The sequence below is a fragment of the Sphingobium sp. HWE2-09 genome (genome assembly GCF_035989265.1).
Taxonomy (GTDB): domain Bacteria; phylum Pseudomonadota; class Alphaproteobacteria; order Sphingomonadales; family Sphingomonadaceae; genus Sphingobium.
This window is the reverse complement of record NZ_JAYKZX010000003.1, coordinates 1,363,221-1,378,454: the sequence shown is the minus strand read 5'-3', so window position 1 is coordinate 1,378,454 and position 15,234 is coordinate 1,363,221. Positions and strand designations below refer to the sequence as shown.

The following is a 15,234-nucleotide window of genomic DNA, read 5'->3' as shown; positions in this document are numbered from 1 at the left end:
GCACGGCAGGGGCGTTCAACGTCAACATGGCTGAACCGCTTTGCAGAAGGCCATGATCTTGTCCACACTCTTGATGCCCGGCGCGTCCTCTATGCCCGAAGAGACATCGACCAATGGCGCGCCGGTGATGCGCACGGCCTCCGCCACATTGCCAACGCCCAGACCGCCCGACAGACCCCAGGGGGCGGGAATGGCGATGCCGCGCAGCAGGGTCCAGTCGAACCGCAGCCCCATGCCGCCCGGCAAGGCCGCGCCGTCGGGCGTCTTGGCGTCGAACAACAGGCGATCGACCGCGCCGACATAGGCATTGGCGCCGTCGATGTCGGCACGGGTCTTGACCGCGATCGCCTTCCACACCGGCAGACCGAAGCGCTGGCGGATGGCGGCTGCGCGTTCCGGGCTTTCCTTGCCGTGAAGCTGGAAAGCGGTGAGCGCGCCTGCGCCGATCAGTTCGCCCAGCATTTCATCGGTCGGATCAACGACGATGCCCACCCTCTCGACCTGCGGGGCAAGAGCAGCGAGCGCGCGGATCTGGTCCGGCTCCACATGGCGCGGGCTTTTGGCGAAATGGACGAAGCCAAGGTGGCTCGCCCCCGCACGCACGGCGGCGCCCACCGTTTCGGGCGTGGACAGGCCGCACATCTTGATCGCGAGTTGGGACATGGTCGAGCCTTTAACCGCTAAGGGCGGCCAAGTCACACACGGCCCGAAATCGGGTGGGTCAGGTCCATGTCGTGTAGCGCCAGCCAGTCATCGACATGATCGATACAGGCTTGCCCCAGGAAATCGTCCAGCTGCGTCAAGATGATATCGTCATCGACAATGGCGGGGTCGATCGGTGGATGCCAGTGCAGGTCGAAATGCGGTCCATGCGTTCTGGCGAGATAGAAGGGGGTCAGCTTTGCCCCGGACTTGCGCGCGAGCTTCAGCGTGAAGGCCAGATTGCCGGACGGCCGCAAGTCGCGGCCAAAGCGGGGGAACCACACTTGATGCTCCCGCCGTTCGTCTATCAGGATATAGAGCATCGCTCGATCCTTAGCCAAATGACGCAGGATGGCGCGGGCTGCACCACCGCCTCCAGTGATCGCCTCGTCCATATATGTTTTTCGCGCGCGCTTGAGTTGCGCTGCGACCCGCGCATCGGTCGGCGGATCGTAGACGCCCAATGGCGGCCGGTCGGTTGATGCCTTGAGATGGGCGGCCATCAAATCCCAGTTTCCGACATGCGTGGCTAGGAAGATCATGGGGCCGGGCATGTCCAGCACCGTCTGATAGCCGACAGGATCGCGGACCGTGACATAGGCCGGGCTGACGAGCCGGTCGATATTGGCGAGTTCCGCCATCGTCCGGCCGATATTGACCCAGCGCCGCGTCAATATCGCCTCCCGCTCGGCGTCGGGCAGGTCGGGGCGCAGCAGGGCGAGGTTGGTGCGGGCGCGCGCATCGCGCAGCTTCATGGAGCGGCGGGCGACATGGGCGGACAGCCAGCCGCCGGTCCAGGATGCGACCGGCGCGGGCAGGGTGCGCATCAGGAAGAAGAGAAAGGGGTTGGAGAGCATCGGCCAAGCGTCATACAGCAGCGGTCGAGACGGTAAAGAGGGCGCGGACGCTTGTGATGATGCTGTGGGTCTGGTTCGGGTTGCAGGCGCTGACCGTGCTGGGCGTGGTCAATTACTGGCACAATCTGCCGAAGGACCGGAAAGTCGAAGCGCCCGATGGTGCGGTGGTCATTCTGAGCGTGCGGGACGATTGGGATGGCGGCGCGGCGTTGATGGCGCGGCTGAAGGTGCAGAGCGCGCCGTTCCGTTTACTCATTGCGACATCGGGAGCGTGTCCCGCGGCGGCGGCGCTGGCGGTGCAGGAAGGCGGCTGGGTGCAGTTGGTGGCAGCCGGGGTGGCGCAGGATGAAGGGCAGAAGGTGCACAAGCTGCGCGCGGCGCTGCGGGCGCTGCGGCCGGACGATCGCTATCTTGTCTTTATCGATGCGGACATAGAGCCGCCCGTTCGGCTGGTGGGGCGACTGCTGTTTCCGCTGGTGCGGGGCAAGGCGGATATCGCCACGGGCTATCGGCTGCTGCTGCCATCGCGCGGGCCGATGGCGGCGCTGGTCGGGGCGGTGGAGATGCAGTTGGCGACGCTGCCCCGGTCCGCCAGCGCGACCATGCCCTGGGGCGGGGCGATGGCGATGACGCGGGCGGTGGCGGATCGGCTCGACCTTGATCGAGCGTTGGCGGGGCGGCTGTCCGACGACATGACAATCGGGCTGGCCGGATGGCGCGCGAAGCTGCGGCTGCGGCCGGTGCGCGATCTGCTGGTGGCCAGTCCGCTGGATGGGCGCGCTGCCGATCTGCTGGGCTTTGGCGTGCGGCAATATCGCCATATCGTGACCAATAGCGTCAGCATGTGGGCGCTGGCGACCGGGGTCGTGGCGGTGCAGGCGGGGGCTTGGGTCTGGGCCTTGGGTTGGGGCGGCTGGGTCGCTGTTGCGGTCGGTTATGGCGCGGCGTGGGGGCGGGCGCTGGTGCGCCGCTCGATCATCGTTGCGGTGGTAGAGCCGGACCATGCGGCTCGCGCCCAGCGGTCGCTGGCTTGGGATATCGTCGCGCCGTTCGTGGTGACCTGGGCGCATCTGGTGGTGCAATTGCTGGCGGTCAGGTCGAACCGCATCCGCTGGGGCGGGTGGGACTATCGGGTCAGGGGCGGCAAGGTGGCGGGAATGGTGCGCCATCCTTAACTTCGCACATTTCCCGCAGATTTTGAAATTTCGATACCGATGTAGGAAATTTCATGTCGTGGGCCGGGGTAGGGAACAGGCGCGCTTATACCGCCCATGGCTTGGATAGGACAGGGATCGTTAATGCGTCTTTGCGGAGTGATACCAAGCTGCTTCAATATAAACCCATATCAGGTTGTTCCCCGGCGAAAGCCGGGCTCCAGTCCGATCCTTGAAACTGGACCCCCTAAGTTCACGAACCAAGTGCAACAGCAGTAGGATGTTGTTGCGATGGGAGACTGTTACGGCCAGCTCAGCCTTGAAGAGCGGATCGAGATTTACCGCCTGCATGCAGGCGGTAAATCTGTGCAGGCGATCGGCGCTGCTCTTGGCAGGGCCGGATCGACGATCAGTCTTGAACTGACGCGCAATGGGCGACCGATCGGCGTTTGGCCTGGCGGTTATGATGCTCTGCGCGCCCAAACCCTGGCGCACTGGCGCAGGCGACGCGACAAGCGGTTCAAGCTGGCGCGCCAGCCGGACCTGCGCGATCTGGTGAGAAACCGCCTTGCGATGGGAATGTCCCCCGAACAGATCGCCGGCCGACTGGCGCGGGACCATGGTCGCACCGTCATCAGCCATGAGTCAATCTACCGCTACGTCTACTATCGTTCGTCCGCCAAGGATTACTGGCATCGCCTGCTCCCGCGCCGAAAGTCCCGCCGCGGCTGGCTTGGCATGCGCGGCGGCAGCCCTGCAGGCTTCATCAAGCGGCGCAGATCCATCGCCGAGCGTCCCCATGACGTCGACGATCGACAAGTTCCCGGCCATTGGGAAGCCGATTACATGCTATTCTCAAAGGCAGGGCAGGCGCTGCTCGTCGCGCATGAACGACAGTCTCGCTACACCCTGCTCGTGCGGCCGCCCAACCGAAAAGCCGACAGCACAGCAACCCATCTCGCCAGCCTGCTCGAAGCTATCCCTGCCCCGCTCAGGAAAACCCTGACCATCGACAATGGCACCGAATTTGCCTTCCACTACCAGCTTACCGATCAACTCGGCATCGATACCTTCTTTTGCGACGTCCACGCGCCCTGGCAAAAAGGCGGCATCGAAAACGCCATGGGTCGCCTCAGGCGACGCCTGCCACGCAAAACAAACCTCGACGCCACGCCCGAAACAGACATCGCAGACGCTATCCAAGCCTACAACCACACTCCCAGAAAATGCCTCGACTTCAAAACACCCGCTGAGGCATTCTGCGAACTCCAATCATATGTTGCACTTCAATCGTGACTTCACACTCCGGCCTTCGCCGGGGAACAGGTCAGCGACTCAAAATCCCGCCGGGAATGTGTGTCGCCCGTCATCCCCGATGCGCAGCACCACCTTGCCTGCCACCGCGCTGATCGGCAGGTCGCCATAAAGGTGCGGGAAGAGTGCGCCGCCGCGCGACTCCTCCCATTTTACCGTATCGCCGAAGGGGGCGAGGTCGATCATCAGCATGACCAGCCGATCCTGCCCGGCAAAATGCTTGGCGACCGTTTCGGCCGCCTGATCGCGGGTCGACATGTGGATATAACCGTCGGTCAGGTCGATCGGCGCGCCTTTGAACACGCCGTCGGCTTTGAACTGGGCATATTGCTCCGCTGTCAGCACCTTATAGGCGAACAAGTCGCTCATGCTTCGGGCGTGGCCTCGACCTCGGTGGCTTCTTCGCTTTCCTCGATCTTTGCGGCGCTGACGACATGCTCGTCCTTCGCCACGTCGAACAGGCGGACGCCCGCCGAATTGCGGCCGATGACGCGCAGGCTGTCGAGGCCCATGCGGATCAGCTTGGCCTGGTCGGTGACCAGCATCAGCTGATCGGCTTGGGTCGCGGCGAAGCTGGCGACGACCGGGCCGTTGCGGCCGATATTGTCGATATTGGTGATGCCCTGTCCGCCACGACCGGTGCGGCGATAGTCATAAGCGGACGACAGCTTGCCATAGCCGTTCGCGCAGACGGTCAGGATGAACTGCTCGCCATCCTTCATCGCCGCAAACATGGACTGATCGCCCATTTCGCCTTCCTTTTCAGGCTTCCACGGGGCGAAGCGCAGATATTCCTCGCGCTGTTCCTGATCCGCGCCGGACCGGTGCAGGATCGAGAGCGAAATCACCTCATCGTCATTTTTGAGCGTCATGCCACGCACGCCGGTGGAGGTGCGGCTTTGGAACTCGCGCACGTCGGTGGCGGCGAAGCGGATCGCCTTGCCCTGACGGGTTGCCAGCAGCACATCATCCTCCTCGGTCAGCAGCGCGACGCCGATCAGGCGATCGTCGCTGCCTTCATCGAAGCGCATCGCCAGCTTGCCGTTGCTGGGCACGTTGGCGAAGGCGTCCATGCTGTTGCGGCGCACCGTCCCGTTCGCTGTCGCGAACATGACGTGCAAATCCTTCCAGCTATCCTCATCTTCGGGCAGCGGCAGCACGGTGCGGATGGTTTCATTGGGACCAAGCGGCAGCAGATTGACCATCGGCCGCCCGCGCGTCGCCGGGCCGCCTTCGGGCAGGCGCCACACTTTCATGCGATAGACCTTGCCCGCGGTCGAGAAGAACAGCACCGGCGTATGGGTCGACGTCACGAACATTTCCGTGACGGCGTCCTCATCCTTGGTCGCCATGCCCGAGCGGCCCTTGCCCCCGCGCGCCTGGGCTCGGAAACTTTCGAGCGGGGTGCGCTTGATATAGCCCTGCACCGTGACGGTGACGACCATATCCTCGCGCTCGATCAGATCCTCGTCATCGATGCCGTCGGCGGCGGCGGTGATTTCCGACAGGCGCGGCGTCGCAAATTCGCGCTCGATCGCTTCCAGCTCTTCGCGCATCACGGCGTAGAGTTTCACCCGGTCGCCCAAGATCGCGAGATATTCGGCGATGGCGTCAGCCAGTTCCGACAATTCCTTGCCGATCTCGTCCCGGCCGAGCGCGGTCAGGCGATGCAGGCGCAGGTCCAGGATGGCGCGGACCTGAATGTCCGACAGCTTGTAGAAGTCGCCGGAAATTTCGGTGTCGATCGCTTCGACCAGGCGGATATATGGTGCGATTTCGCCGATCGGCCATTCGCGCGCCAGCAGCTTTTCGCGGGCTTCGGCGGGGCTGGACGATCCACGGATGATCTTCACCATCTCGTCGAGATTGCTGACCGCGACGACCAGGCCCAGCAAGATATGCGCCCGGTCGCGCGCCTTGTTCAGTTCGAACTTGGTGCGGCGGGTGATGACCTCTTCGCGGAACTTGACGAAGGCTTCGATGATGTCGCGCAGGCCGAGCAATTCGGGGCGACCGCCACGGATCGCCAGCATATTAGCCGGGAAGCTCGATTGCGCCGGGGTGTTGCGCCACAGCTGGTTGAGGACGACTTCGGGGGTCGCGTCGCGCTTCAGGTCCATGACGATCCGCACGCCTTCGCGGCTGGATTCGTCGCGAATGTCGCTGATGCCCTCGATCCGCTTGTCCTTGGCGGCTTCGGCGATTTTTTCGACCAGGCCGTTCTTGCCGACCTGATAGGGGATGGCGGTCAGGACGATCGACTGGCGATCGCCGCGGCCTTCCTCCACCACATGGCGCGAACGCATCATGATGGAGCCGCGGCCTGTATGATAGGCGCTGCGCGCGCCGGACTGACCCAGGATCAGCGGCGCGGTCGGGAAATCGGGACCGGGGACGATGGCGATCAGTTCGTCGGTCGTGATCTCCGGATTGTCGATATAGGCAAGGCAAGCGCGCAGCACTTCGCCAAGGTTATGCGGCGGGATGTTGGTCGCCATGCCGACCGCGATGCCGCCTGCGCCATTAACGAGCAGATTGGGGAAGCGCGCGGGCAGCACCTGCGGCTCGCTTTCCGAGGCGTCATAGTTGGGCGTGAAGTCGACCGTATCCTTGTCGAGATCGTCCAGCAGCGCGGTCGCGACCTTCGCCAGGCGCGCTTCGGTGTAACGCATGGCGGCTGGCGGATCGGGGTCCATGGAGCCGAAATTGCCCTGACCGTCGATCAGCGGCACGCGCATCGACCAGTCCTGCGTCATGCGGGCCAAGGCGTCGTAGATCGAACTGTCGCCATGGGGGTGATATTTACCCATGACTTCACCGACCAGACGCGCCGATTTGCGATAGGGGCGGTTGTAGACGAAGCCCGACTCTTGGGCGGAGAAGAGAATGCGGCGATGCACCGGCTTCAAGCCATCGCGCACGTCCGGCAAGGCGCGGGACACGATGACGGACATGGCGTAATCGAGATAGCTGGCCTTCATCTCCTCCACGATGGAGATGGGGCTGATGTCCGAAGGGTCGGCGAGGACAGTCTCGTCGGTCAATGCGATTCTCTTTTTTCAGGATGGATTCTATTGCCCGATCCCTAGCCGAGCGAAACAAATCTGTCACCCCTTGGCCGGGATCGCGCGTTCGCGCGTGCCGACAGGGCGGCGTGGCGCGCTGATATGTTCGCAGGCGGAACGAAAAGGGCGCATAACGGTTGCAAACCATGACGATTTAGGCTTGTTCAATGGCCATTCACGCGCCGCCCCCTAATCGGCGCTCAATTGCAAAAGGCCGCCTGTGGCCCCCTCCATCAGGCGTGAAGAGGAGAAGAGACATATGCGTTTTGTAACCCCGGTGGCGCTCGCGCTCGCTTTGGCGATGACCGGCGGCGCGATCAGCGCGCCTGCCTTTGCCGCGAAGAAGGAAGAGAAGAAGGCCGGGCCGAAGCTCAACGTGTCGCCCGACGTCATCAAGGCGCTGCAGACCGCGCAGAAGGCCGCCGAAGCGCAGGATTTCGCTGGTGCGAAGGCCGCTTTGGCCGAAGCGGACAGCAAGGCGACGTCCAATGACGACAAATATCAGATCGGTGCGATCAAGTTGAATGCGTCGATCGCGTCCAAGGATAGCGCGATGCAGACCGAAGCGCTCAACCAGATGCTCGACAGCGGCCTGACCCCGCCGGAGCAGGCTGGGCAGTTCAATGCGATCGCCGCCGAACAGGCCGTGGCCGCCAAGAATTTCGACGTCGCGATCCAGCGTGGCGAGGCGGCTTTGGCCGCCGGTTACAAGCCCGAGGGCGTCCAGCCGACGTTGGCCCAGGCCTATTTCGGCAAGGCCGGCACCGCCAACGGCGCGGTCGAGCCTGCGCGCGGGTTCAACCAGAAGGGGCTGGCCGCTTTGAAGGCCGGCGCCGACGCCATGAAGGCTTCGGGTCAGCAGGTGCCCGCGCAATGGTATCAGATCGGCGTCAGCCGCGCCGAAGCCGCCAAGCTGCCGGACGTGACCGAATGGGCGACCATGGCCTATCAGGCGCAGCCCAGTGGTGAGAATCTGCGTACGCTGGTGCGTCTGTTCCAGCGCGCCAATCCGAATATCTCAAACCGTGAGAATCTCGACGTGCTGCGTCTGCTCTCGGTCTCGGGCGGCCTGGTCATCGCGGCGGACTATACCGAATATGCCGAAATGGCGTCGAAGACCGGCATCTATGGCGAAGTCAAATCGGCGATCGACGCCGGGCGATCGAAAGGCGTGCTGAGCGCGACCCAGGGCGCGGATGTCTATCAGGCGGCCGTTCCCAAGATTGCTGGCGACAAGAGTACGCTGGGTGCGGCCGAAGCGGACGCGAACAAGGCGCCCAATGGCAAGATCGCCGCGGCGACCGCCGACGCCTATCTGGGCTATGGCGATTATGCCAAGGCCGCGACCCTGTTCGAACTCGCCAAGCAGAAGGGCGGCGTGGACGCGGATGAGATCAATTCGCGCCTGGGCATCGCCAAGGCGATGGCCGGTGACAATGCGGGCGCCAAGGCGGCCTTCCAGGCGGTGCAAGGCGGATCGCGCAAGCAGGTCGCAAGCCTGTGGCTGGCCTATGTCGGCACCAAGGGCGCCTGATCACGTATAAAGCGCCGCAGCCTCATATAAGGCTGCGGCGTTTCTTTCATTATTTCGAAGATTTGTTCTTGGGGGAGGCCGGGGTGGCCATGCGCATCGATATGTTTTTCTCTCGCCTGCCAGTGGCGACACTGGCGGCACTTGCCCTGTTTGCTACGCCCGCCATCGCGAAGAAAAAAGCGCCGGTTATCGCCGGTCCGCCGATCGAGATGTCCGATAGCTTCCGCGCCGCTGCGCAGTCGGCCGAAGCTGCGCTCAAGACGCGCGATGCTACGACTGCCGGTGCACGGATTTCGGCGCTTAGCCCGACCAACGACTTCGAATCCTATGTCGCGGCCGGCATGCGGTTCCAGTTGGCGGCGCAGCGCCGGGACGTGCAGGCGGAACGGATCGCCCTAACGGACATGTTCAAGACCAGCGCCCTGCCGCGTGGCGAAGCGCCGCGGCTGCGCTATGTGGCGGCCTATCTGTCCTACATGGTCGGCAACTATGAGGACGCTACGGCGCAACTCGATTACGCCAAGACGCTGGGCTATGACGGGATCGACGCGACCATGTTGCGCGCGGACATTGCCCTGCGCCGTAACAAGCCCAAGGAAGCCCGGCCGTTCGTGCAGGCCGTGATCGCGCGCCAGAAGGCATCGGGCCAGCCGGTTCCCCTGGCCTGGATCGACCGCGGGATCTCCATGGCCTATCAGGCGGGTGACTGGGCCGAGGTGGGGCAGCTATATCGCGACCGGTTGAACCAGCAGGATGGCAAGCCGCAATGGCGCACCGCGCTGGTGAACTATCAGGCGGCGGCCGAACTGGAGCCGCAACTGCAACTCGATCTCTATCGCCTGCAAGCCGCCAATGGCGCGATGGCGAGCGAGCGCGACTATCAATCCTACGCCCAGGCGGCCGAGAAATCGGGCTATTATTCGGAAGCCAAGGCGATCATCGAATCCGGTCGCAGCGCAGGCAAGCTGACTCCGGCCCAGAGCGTGACCAGCCAGTTGCTCAAAAGCGTGACGCCCAAGGCGACCAAGGAACTGGCCGCCTTGCCCGCGCAGGTGAAGAAGGCGCAAGCCGCCGGCAATGGCAAGGATGCGCTGGCGGTGGCCGACAGCTATTTTTCGCTGGGGCAGTTCCCGCAGGCTGTCGAAAACTATCGGTTGGCCCTGTCGAAGGGCGGCGTCGATGCCGGGCGCGTCAACGCGCGGCTGGGCGTCGCACTGGCGCGGTCGGGCGATCTGGACGGTGCGCAGGCGACGCTGGCGCAGGTGACGGGTGATTGGACCGCGATGGCGGGATTCTGGTCATCCTGGGCCGCGCATCAGGACCGCAAGGCGGGGTGATAGCTGGGGGTTTTTCCTAGCCTATCAGATGACCCCTCTGACCTGGAGCGGAAGGGCAGCACAGGTAAATCGGAGCGAAACATAGCGCCAGACGCATGATGACTTTAACTTATACCATAGCGCGATGATAATGACTCATTGGGATGGTCAGAGCGTTCCCCGGCTAAGGCTGGGGTCAAGTCCAACGCTTCGAACTGGACCCCGGCCTTCGCCGGGGAACAACTCTCTACAGGTTCTGGTCAATGCAGCTTACTGTTTAGCCGTTGGTTTCGAGCTACGTCGAGAAACATGGACATGGCGCTACAGGCTTTTCGACGTCGCTCGAAGCGAACGGAACGATGTGCATTTGCCTAACATCATCAGGCTCTAAATCGGTGGGTCTGATGTAATCAGATCTCAAACCGCTTTAGCCGCGGCCACCCCTTTAAACGGGAAGGGGAACGCCGGGCTGGTTCTTGGACGTGCGGATGGTCAGCGACGTTTTTACGCTGACCACATTGGGCGCTGGCGTCAGTTTCGACGTCAGGAACTGCTGGAAGCTCTGCAGGTCGCGCGCCACGACCTTCAAGATAAAGTCGATTTCGCCGTTCAGCATGTGGCATTCGCGCACTTCGGGAAGCGATGCGACATGGTCCTGGAACGCCTTGAGGTCATCCTCCGCCTGGCTCTTCAGGCTGACCATTGCAAAGACCGTGATGGTATAGCCCAGCATCGCCGGATCGACGACGGCATGATAGGATTTGATCGCCCCCGCTTCCTCCAGCGCGCGCACGCGGCGCAGGCAGGGTGGCGCGGTCAGGCCGACTTTGCGGGCCAATTCCACATTGGTCATCCTGCCATCCTGTTGCAGTTCGCCCAGGATCTGCATGTCGATGTCGTCGATATTGGGGCCGGCCATTATTTCGCTTATTTCCTGTCCTGTTGACGCGACCCATCATAATAATGTTTCAGAGCAATGCAATTGTCCCACTATGCGACGATCGCTTTCGTTCGCGGGATCGGGGTCTTTTCCTTTTGGCGCTGGACGCCTATCCATGGTCGCGGCAGCATCGGCGCGCCGTCGATCGATATGCTTCCAACCCGCAATACTTGGGGAATTTCGTGCGTTTCAACGACCTGATGCAGACAGTGCTGGCGGCAGAAGACCGTAGCGGGCTGGGCGCGGTGACGTTGTGGCGGCAATGCGTCGACCTGTTAGCGCAGCGCGATCGACCCGACCGCCCGGCCATGGCCCCGCAGGAGCGGGGCGCTCTGCTCGATCGGTTGTCCGCCCTGCGGCCCCAATTGACCGAGACGCAGCGAATCGCGACCGTGGTGGAATTGGGCAGTCGTTTGCGATCGCCCAGCCTGGTCGCCTTCTTCGCCAATGATCGCCCGTCCATCGCCGCTGCCGCCACGGCGCGCGCGCAATTGCCGGAAGCGGCCTGGATCGATTTGCTGTCGCATCTGACCCCGACGGCACGCGGCGTCCTGCGCGGACGGCGCGATATCGGTGCGGCGACCCGCACCGCGCTGGAGGCGTTCGGTGCGCATGACCTGGTCCTGTCCACGGCGCGGCAGGACATGGTCGGCGACAGCGACATGATCCTGACCCCGGACATGCAGGCGGAACCGGACTCGCTGAAGGCGTTAGACACGGGGGCAGCCGACGCCAAAGCCACCGCAACGGTGACGCCGCTGCGCCCGCAGCCGGGCGATGAAGGCCAGATCCGCAATCTGGTCGACCGGATCGCCCGCTATACCAGCACGCGCAAGCCGCCGGAGGCCGCGAATGGCGATGCTTTTCCCGTCAGGGAACCAGCGCCCAAGGACTTCGCGTTCGAAACGGATGCGGAAGGCGTCCTCCTCTGGATCGATCAGGGGCCGCGCGCGGCGCTGATCGGCCTGACGCTGGGCGACATCGCGATGGAAGGCGGCAGCGGTCCCGACGCCTATGTCGCGGGTGCGTTTGCGCGCCGCAGCGGTTTTCAGAACGGGCGCTACACGATTATCGGTGGCGCGATGGCGGGCGAATGGCGCATGTCCGCCACGCCCTTTTTCGATACGCGATCCGGCCGTTTTCAGGGCTATCGCGGGCAGGCGCGCCGTCCGTTCCTGCATGAGGTCGCGAACGAACCCAAGCCCGCGGCCATGGCGATTGCCGGTTTGTCGGCAGACTCGCTGCGGCAACTCGTCCATGAATTGCGCACGCCGCTGAACGCGATATTGGGCTTTGCCGAGATCATCGAGCAGGAATTGTTCGGCGCGGCCGGTGTCGAATATCGCGACATGGCGGGCAAGATCGCGGTGGATGCGCGGCATTTGCTTGCGGCATTCGATGATCTGGACCTGGCGGCCCGCGTATCGCGCGGCGATGGCGCGACCGTGCCGCAACTGATCGACCCGGCGCTGCTGGTGACGCAGGTCGCCACCCGCTTTCGCGACCAGGGCGACGTGCCTATCGATATCGTTATCGCGCCCGGATTGCCGCAGGTGCGGATCGACCCGGTGCAGGGCGAACGGATGGTGCAGCATCTGCTGCGCACGGCCGTCTCCGTGGCGGCACCGGACGAAGCGGTGACGGGCGCCTGCTGGTTCCAGCCTGATGGCGGCGCGGGCCGGGTGGTGTTTGCTGTCGATCGGCCATCGACCCTCTCCGGCATGGAGGAAGCGCAATTGCTCGATCCGGGCTATGATGCGCGGGGCGACTGGGCCGATGGGCCGCTGCTGGGGCTGGGCTTTTCGTTGCGTTTGATTCGTGGACTGGCGGCGACATGCGGTGGCGGGCTGGCGATCGAACCGGCGCGGTTGCTGCTAACCATTCCTGCCGTCGCGGCGGCAGGCGGCATGGCCGATCACGCCTGACGATCGGCGAAACCCTATCGCAACCATTGGGCGATAGACGTCGGGCATGACTGACGACCTTCATGATGGCAATTTGCTCCAGCCGCCGCTGGCGCAGGATATGATTGCGCTCGACCCGGCGTTCGGCACGCGCTTCATGCTGTTCGTCGATACCGAGGAAGAGTTCGACTGGGATGCGCCGTTCAGCCGCACCGGTCATGGGGTGACGGCATTGGCCGGGATGGCGCGGGGCCAGGCCTATTTCGCGGCCGCCGGGGTGAAGCCGATCTATGTCACCGATTATCCGGTGGTCGATAATGACGCGGCCGCCGCGATGATGGGCCAGTGGGCGAGCGATGGCACCGCCGATATCGGCGCGCATCTCCATCCCTGGGTCAACCCGCCGCATGTGGAGGCGGTGAACGCCGCCAACAGCTATGTCGGCTTTCTGCCCGAAGAGGTGGAGCGCGCCAAGTTGGAGGCGCTGTGCGCGCGGATGGAGCAGCGCTTCGGGCGTCGTCCGATCGCCTATCGCGCCGGGCGCTACGGGGTCGGACCCAACAGTGCGCGATTGCTGGAAGCGGCGGGCTTTCGCCTCGACAGTTCGGTGCGCTGCCGCTTCGACTACAGCCACCAGCATGGCCCGAATTTCCACGGGCTACCGCAGCATCCCTATTGGGCGGGGCCGACGCGGTCGCTGATCGAACTGCCGCTGTCCACCGCCTTTGCCGGCTTGTTGCGGGGCGGGGGCGAGCGGTTGTACCGCGCCGTGCAGGCGATGGGGCCGATCGCAGGCGCCCTGTCGCGCGCCAGGATGCTCAGCCGCATTCCCCTGACGCCCGAGGGGGTGCCGCTGCACGAAGCCATCGCCGCGATCGACGCGCTGATCGGCGAAGGGGTGCCTGTACTGAATTTCAGCTTTCATTCGCCGACATTGGAGCCGGGGCACACGCCCTATGTCCGCGATGAAGCAGACCGCACCGGCTTTTACGCGTGGTGGGACGGGGTATTGGCGCATCTTGCGCGCCGCGGCGTAACCCCCGCCAGCCTGGATCAATTCATCGCCGCCGTTCCTGTGCACGGACGGGCTTGCAAAGCCGCCTAATGCTGCCTATCGGCTGCGCAGGTGGGGCCTGTAGCTCAACTGGTTAGAGCTGTCCGCTCATAACGGATAGGTTGCGGGTTCAAGTCCTGCCGGGCCCACCATATTTCCCAATCATGATCTCCATTTGTTCTCATAGTGCATTTGCGCTATAGGCTTTTCCGTGGCTGCGAGATACGCATTATCTCACGTCATCTCACCCTAGCGCGCCTCACCGGGGGGCATGGGTGGGGGCATTTTTAGAACCGTGGGGGCATCGTGGCTCTGACCGTCGCCGAAGTGAAGAACGCCAAGCCGGGTGAGCGGGACTATAAGCTCGCTGATTCTGGCGGGCTGCATCTGTTCGTCACGACGAAGGGCGCGAAGTCCTGGCGGTTCAAATATCGAATCGGGAAGACGGAAAAGCGGCTGACGTTCGGCCTGTTCCCGGACGTCTCGCTGGCCGAGGCGCGCGACCGGCGCGACGCAGCGCGGGCGCTTGTGCGCGCGGGCAAGGATCCTGTCGTTGAGGCCGAAAAGGCGAAGCAGGCGGCGATCGCAGCGGCTGGGGCGACGTTCAAGGCGATCGCCGAAGAATGGATGGCGGACGAGTTGCCCGGCTGGTCAGCCGCTCACGCCAGCCGCGTGCGGTTCCGGATGGAGAAAGACCTCTATCCATCGATCGGGCGGATGCCCATTGCCGACATCGATGGACCGATGATCCTGCGCGAACTGCGGAAGATCGAAAAGCGCGGGTCGATCGAGACGGCCAAGCGGGTGAAGGGCTATGTCCAGGCCGTGTTTGAGCGCGCCGAGGGCGAGCATTTTATCGACGCGGGGGCGGTGCTGGCGATATCCCGGCTGAGCAAGGCGCTGAAGCCGACGTGCTGGCCACGCATGTCATGACGTTCGAATCCTCCAATGATGTCTCGACGCTATTTCCCAATGGCATCGACCGTGCCGGTCAGACTGGTGCCCAGTTTGGCGGTCCGGCGGGCCTGCCGAAATGGCTGGTCAATGTGACGCTGGATTATGAGATTGGTGGCCTCGGCCTCAACGCCAATGCGCGATGGGTGTCGAAGTCGAAGCAGAATAACGGTCTCTACGGGCCGGATGATGCGAACTACAACCCGGCGCTGACCACCAGCATCACCAACAATGACATCCCGGCCGTCGCCTATCTGGACCTCGGCGCTCGCTATGCCTTTGGTGCTGAAAAGCAGTTCACCATCTACTTCAACGTCGACAATGTGTTCGACAAGGATCCGCCACTGCCCGCGCCGGGCAGCGCCTATTACGACCTGATGGGCCGGACGTACAGAGGCGGCGTGCGTTTCAAATTCTAAAGCGTCCTGCCCTGCGTCCCC

At 63.7% G+C, this 15,234-nt stretch carries 13 protein-coding genes and 1 tRNA gene; 9 read left to right on the top strand and 5 right to left on the bottom strand.

Annotation, left to right across the window (positions count from 1 at the left end; translation table 11 throughout):
* Positions 1-21: 21 nt before the first annotated feature.
* Together U5A89_RS12100 and U5A89_RS12095 are read right to left on the bottom strand one after the other, a co-directional pair.
* The gene (locus U5A89_RS12100; protein ID WP_338161361.1) at positions 22-663 is read right to left on the bottom strand and encodes a phosphoribosylanthranilate isomerase; all 642 of its coding nucleotides are present in this window, start codon (positions 661-663) and stop codon (positions 22-24) included.
* 32 nt (positions 664-695) lie between these two features.
* Positions 696-1,559, bottom strand: coding sequence for a lysophospholipid acyltransferase family protein (locus U5A89_RS12095; RefSeq protein WP_338161360.1), 864 nt, complete (start codon positions 1,557-1,559; stop codon positions 696-698).
* A gap of 59 nt (positions 1,560-1,618) precedes the next feature.
* Here U5A89_RS12095 and U5A89_RS12090 point away from each other — a divergent pair, with 59 nt between their 5' ends.
* Positions 1,619-2,734, top strand: a complete 1,116-nt coding sequence (locus U5A89_RS12090) for a glycosyltransferase family protein (protein WP_338163033.1) — start codon at positions 1,619-1,621, stop codon at positions 2,732-2,734.
* A gap of 270 nt (positions 2,735-3,004) precedes the next feature.
* Entirely contained in the window at positions 3,005-4,009 is a 1,005-nt protein-coding gene (locus tag U5A89_RS12085; protein WP_338161359.1) for an IS30 family transposase, read from the top strand.
* Positions 4,010-4,048: 39 nt separating this feature from the next.
* On the opposite strand, the gene U5A89_RS12080 is transcribed toward U5A89_RS12085, so the two are convergent.
* Entirely contained in the window at positions 4,049-4,396 is a 348-nt protein-coding gene (locus U5A89_RS12080) for a DUF952 domain-containing protein (RefSeq protein WP_338161358.1), read from the bottom strand.
* The gene (gyrA, locus tag U5A89_RS12075; protein ID WP_338161357.1) at positions 4,393-7,071 is read right to left on the bottom strand and encodes a DNA gyrase subunit A; all 2,679 of its coding nucleotides are present in this window, start codon (positions 7,069-7,071) and stop codon (positions 4,393-4,395) included. Before gyrA ends, U5A89_RS12080 begins: the two co-directional genes overlap by 4 nt.
* 280 nt (positions 7,072-7,351) lie before the next feature.
* Between gyrA and U5A89_RS12070 the strand changes: the two genes are divergently transcribed.
* Entirely contained in the window at positions 7,352-8,626 is a 1,275-nt protein-coding gene (locus U5A89_RS12070) for a hypothetical protein (protein WP_338161356.1), read from the top strand.
* 89 nt (positions 8,627-8,715) lie between these two features.
* A complete protein-coding gene (locus U5A89_RS12065; protein WP_338161355.1) occupies positions 8,716-9,963 on the top strand; it encodes a hypothetical protein in 1,248 nt (415 codons plus the stop codon).
* Positions 9,964-10,387: 424 nt separating this feature from the next.
* Here U5A89_RS12065 and U5A89_RS12060 read toward each other — a convergent pair whose 3' ends face one another.
* The gene (locus tag U5A89_RS12060) at positions 10,388-10,861 is read right to left on the bottom strand and encodes an Lrp/AsnC family transcriptional regulator (protein WP_338161354.1); all 474 of its coding nucleotides are present in this window, start codon (positions 10,859-10,861) and stop codon (positions 10,388-10,390) included.
* A gap of 203 nt (positions 10,862-11,064) precedes the next feature.
* Between U5A89_RS12060 and U5A89_RS12055 the strand changes: the two genes are divergently transcribed.
* The 5 genes from U5A89_RS12055 to U5A89_RS12035 all read left to right on the top strand — a co-directional run bounded on the left by U5A89_RS12055 (position 11,065) and on the right by U5A89_RS12035 (position 15,213).
* On the top strand, positions 11,065-12,807 hold the full coding sequence (locus tag U5A89_RS12055) for a sensor histidine kinase (RefSeq protein ID WP_338161353.1): 1,743 nt from the start codon (positions 11,065-11,067) through the stop codon (positions 12,805-12,807).
* Between the two features lie 46 nt (positions 12,808-12,853).
* Positions 12,854-13,891: a polysaccharide deacetylase family protein gene (locus tag U5A89_RS12050; protein ID WP_338161352.1), complete on the top strand. Its 1,038-nt coding sequence runs from the start codon at positions 12,854-12,856 to the stop codon at positions 13,889-13,891.
* Between the two features lie 24 nt (positions 13,892-13,915).
* Positions 13,916-13,992: transfer RNA gene (locus tag U5A89_RS12045), tRNA-Ile, on the top strand.
* A 154-nt stretch (positions 13,993-14,146) separates the two neighbouring features.
* Positions 14,147-14,773: a tyrosine-type recombinase/integrase gene (locus U5A89_RS12040; RefSeq protein ID WP_338161351.1), complete on the top strand. Its 627-nt coding sequence runs from the start codon at positions 14,147-14,149 to the stop codon at positions 14,771-14,773.
* Complete coding sequence (locus U5A89_RS12035; RefSeq protein ID WP_338161350.1) at positions 14,770-15,213, top strand: TonB-dependent receptor domain-containing protein; 444 nt, start codon at positions 14,770-14,772, stop codon at positions 15,211-15,213. Before U5A89_RS12040 ends, U5A89_RS12035 begins: the two co-directional genes overlap by 4 nt.
* Positions 15,214-15,234 lie beyond the last annotated feature (21 nt).

Bases quoted from the DNA above. Each gene is read 5' to 3' on its own strand.
- U5A89_RS12065 (WP_338161355.1), top strand. From the start codon at position 8,716: ATGCGCATCGATATGTTTTTCTCTCGCCTGCCAGTGGCGACACTGGCG.
- U5A89_RS12095 (WP_338161360.1), bottom strand. From the start codon at position 1,559: ATGCTCTCCAACCCCTTTCTCTTCTTCCTGATGCGCACCCTGCCCGCG.
- U5A89_RS12100 (WP_338161361.1), bottom strand. From the start codon at position 663: ATGTCCCAACTCGCGATCAAGATGTGCGGCCTGTCCACGCCCGAAACG.
- U5A89_RS12090 (WP_338163033.1), top strand. From the start codon at position 1,619: ATGCTGTGGGTCTGGTTCGGGTTGCAGGCGCTGACCGTGCTGGGCGTG.
- U5A89_RS12035 (WP_338161350.1), top strand. From the start codon at position 14,770: ATGACGTTCGAATCCTCCAATGATGTCTCGACGCTATTTCCCAATGGC.
- U5A89_RS12085 (WP_338161359.1), top strand. From the start codon at position 3,005: ATGGGAGACTGTTACGGCCAGCTCAGCCTTGAAGAGCGGATCGAGATT.
- U5A89_RS12070 (WP_338161356.1), top strand. From the start codon at position 7,352: ATGCGTTTTGTAACCCCGGTGGCGCTCGCGCTCGCTTTGGCGATGACC.
- U5A89_RS12080 (WP_338161358.1), bottom strand. From the start codon at position 4,396: ATGAGCGACTTGTTCGCCTATAAGGTGCTGACAGCGGAGCAATATGCC.
- U5A89_RS12060 (WP_338161354.1), bottom strand. From the start codon at position 10,861: ATGGCCGGCCCCAATATCGACGACATCGACATGCAGATCCTGGGCGAA.
- U5A89_RS12050 (WP_338161352.1), top strand. From the start codon at position 12,854: ATGACTGACGACCTTCATGATGGCAATTTGCTCCAGCCGCCGCTGGCG.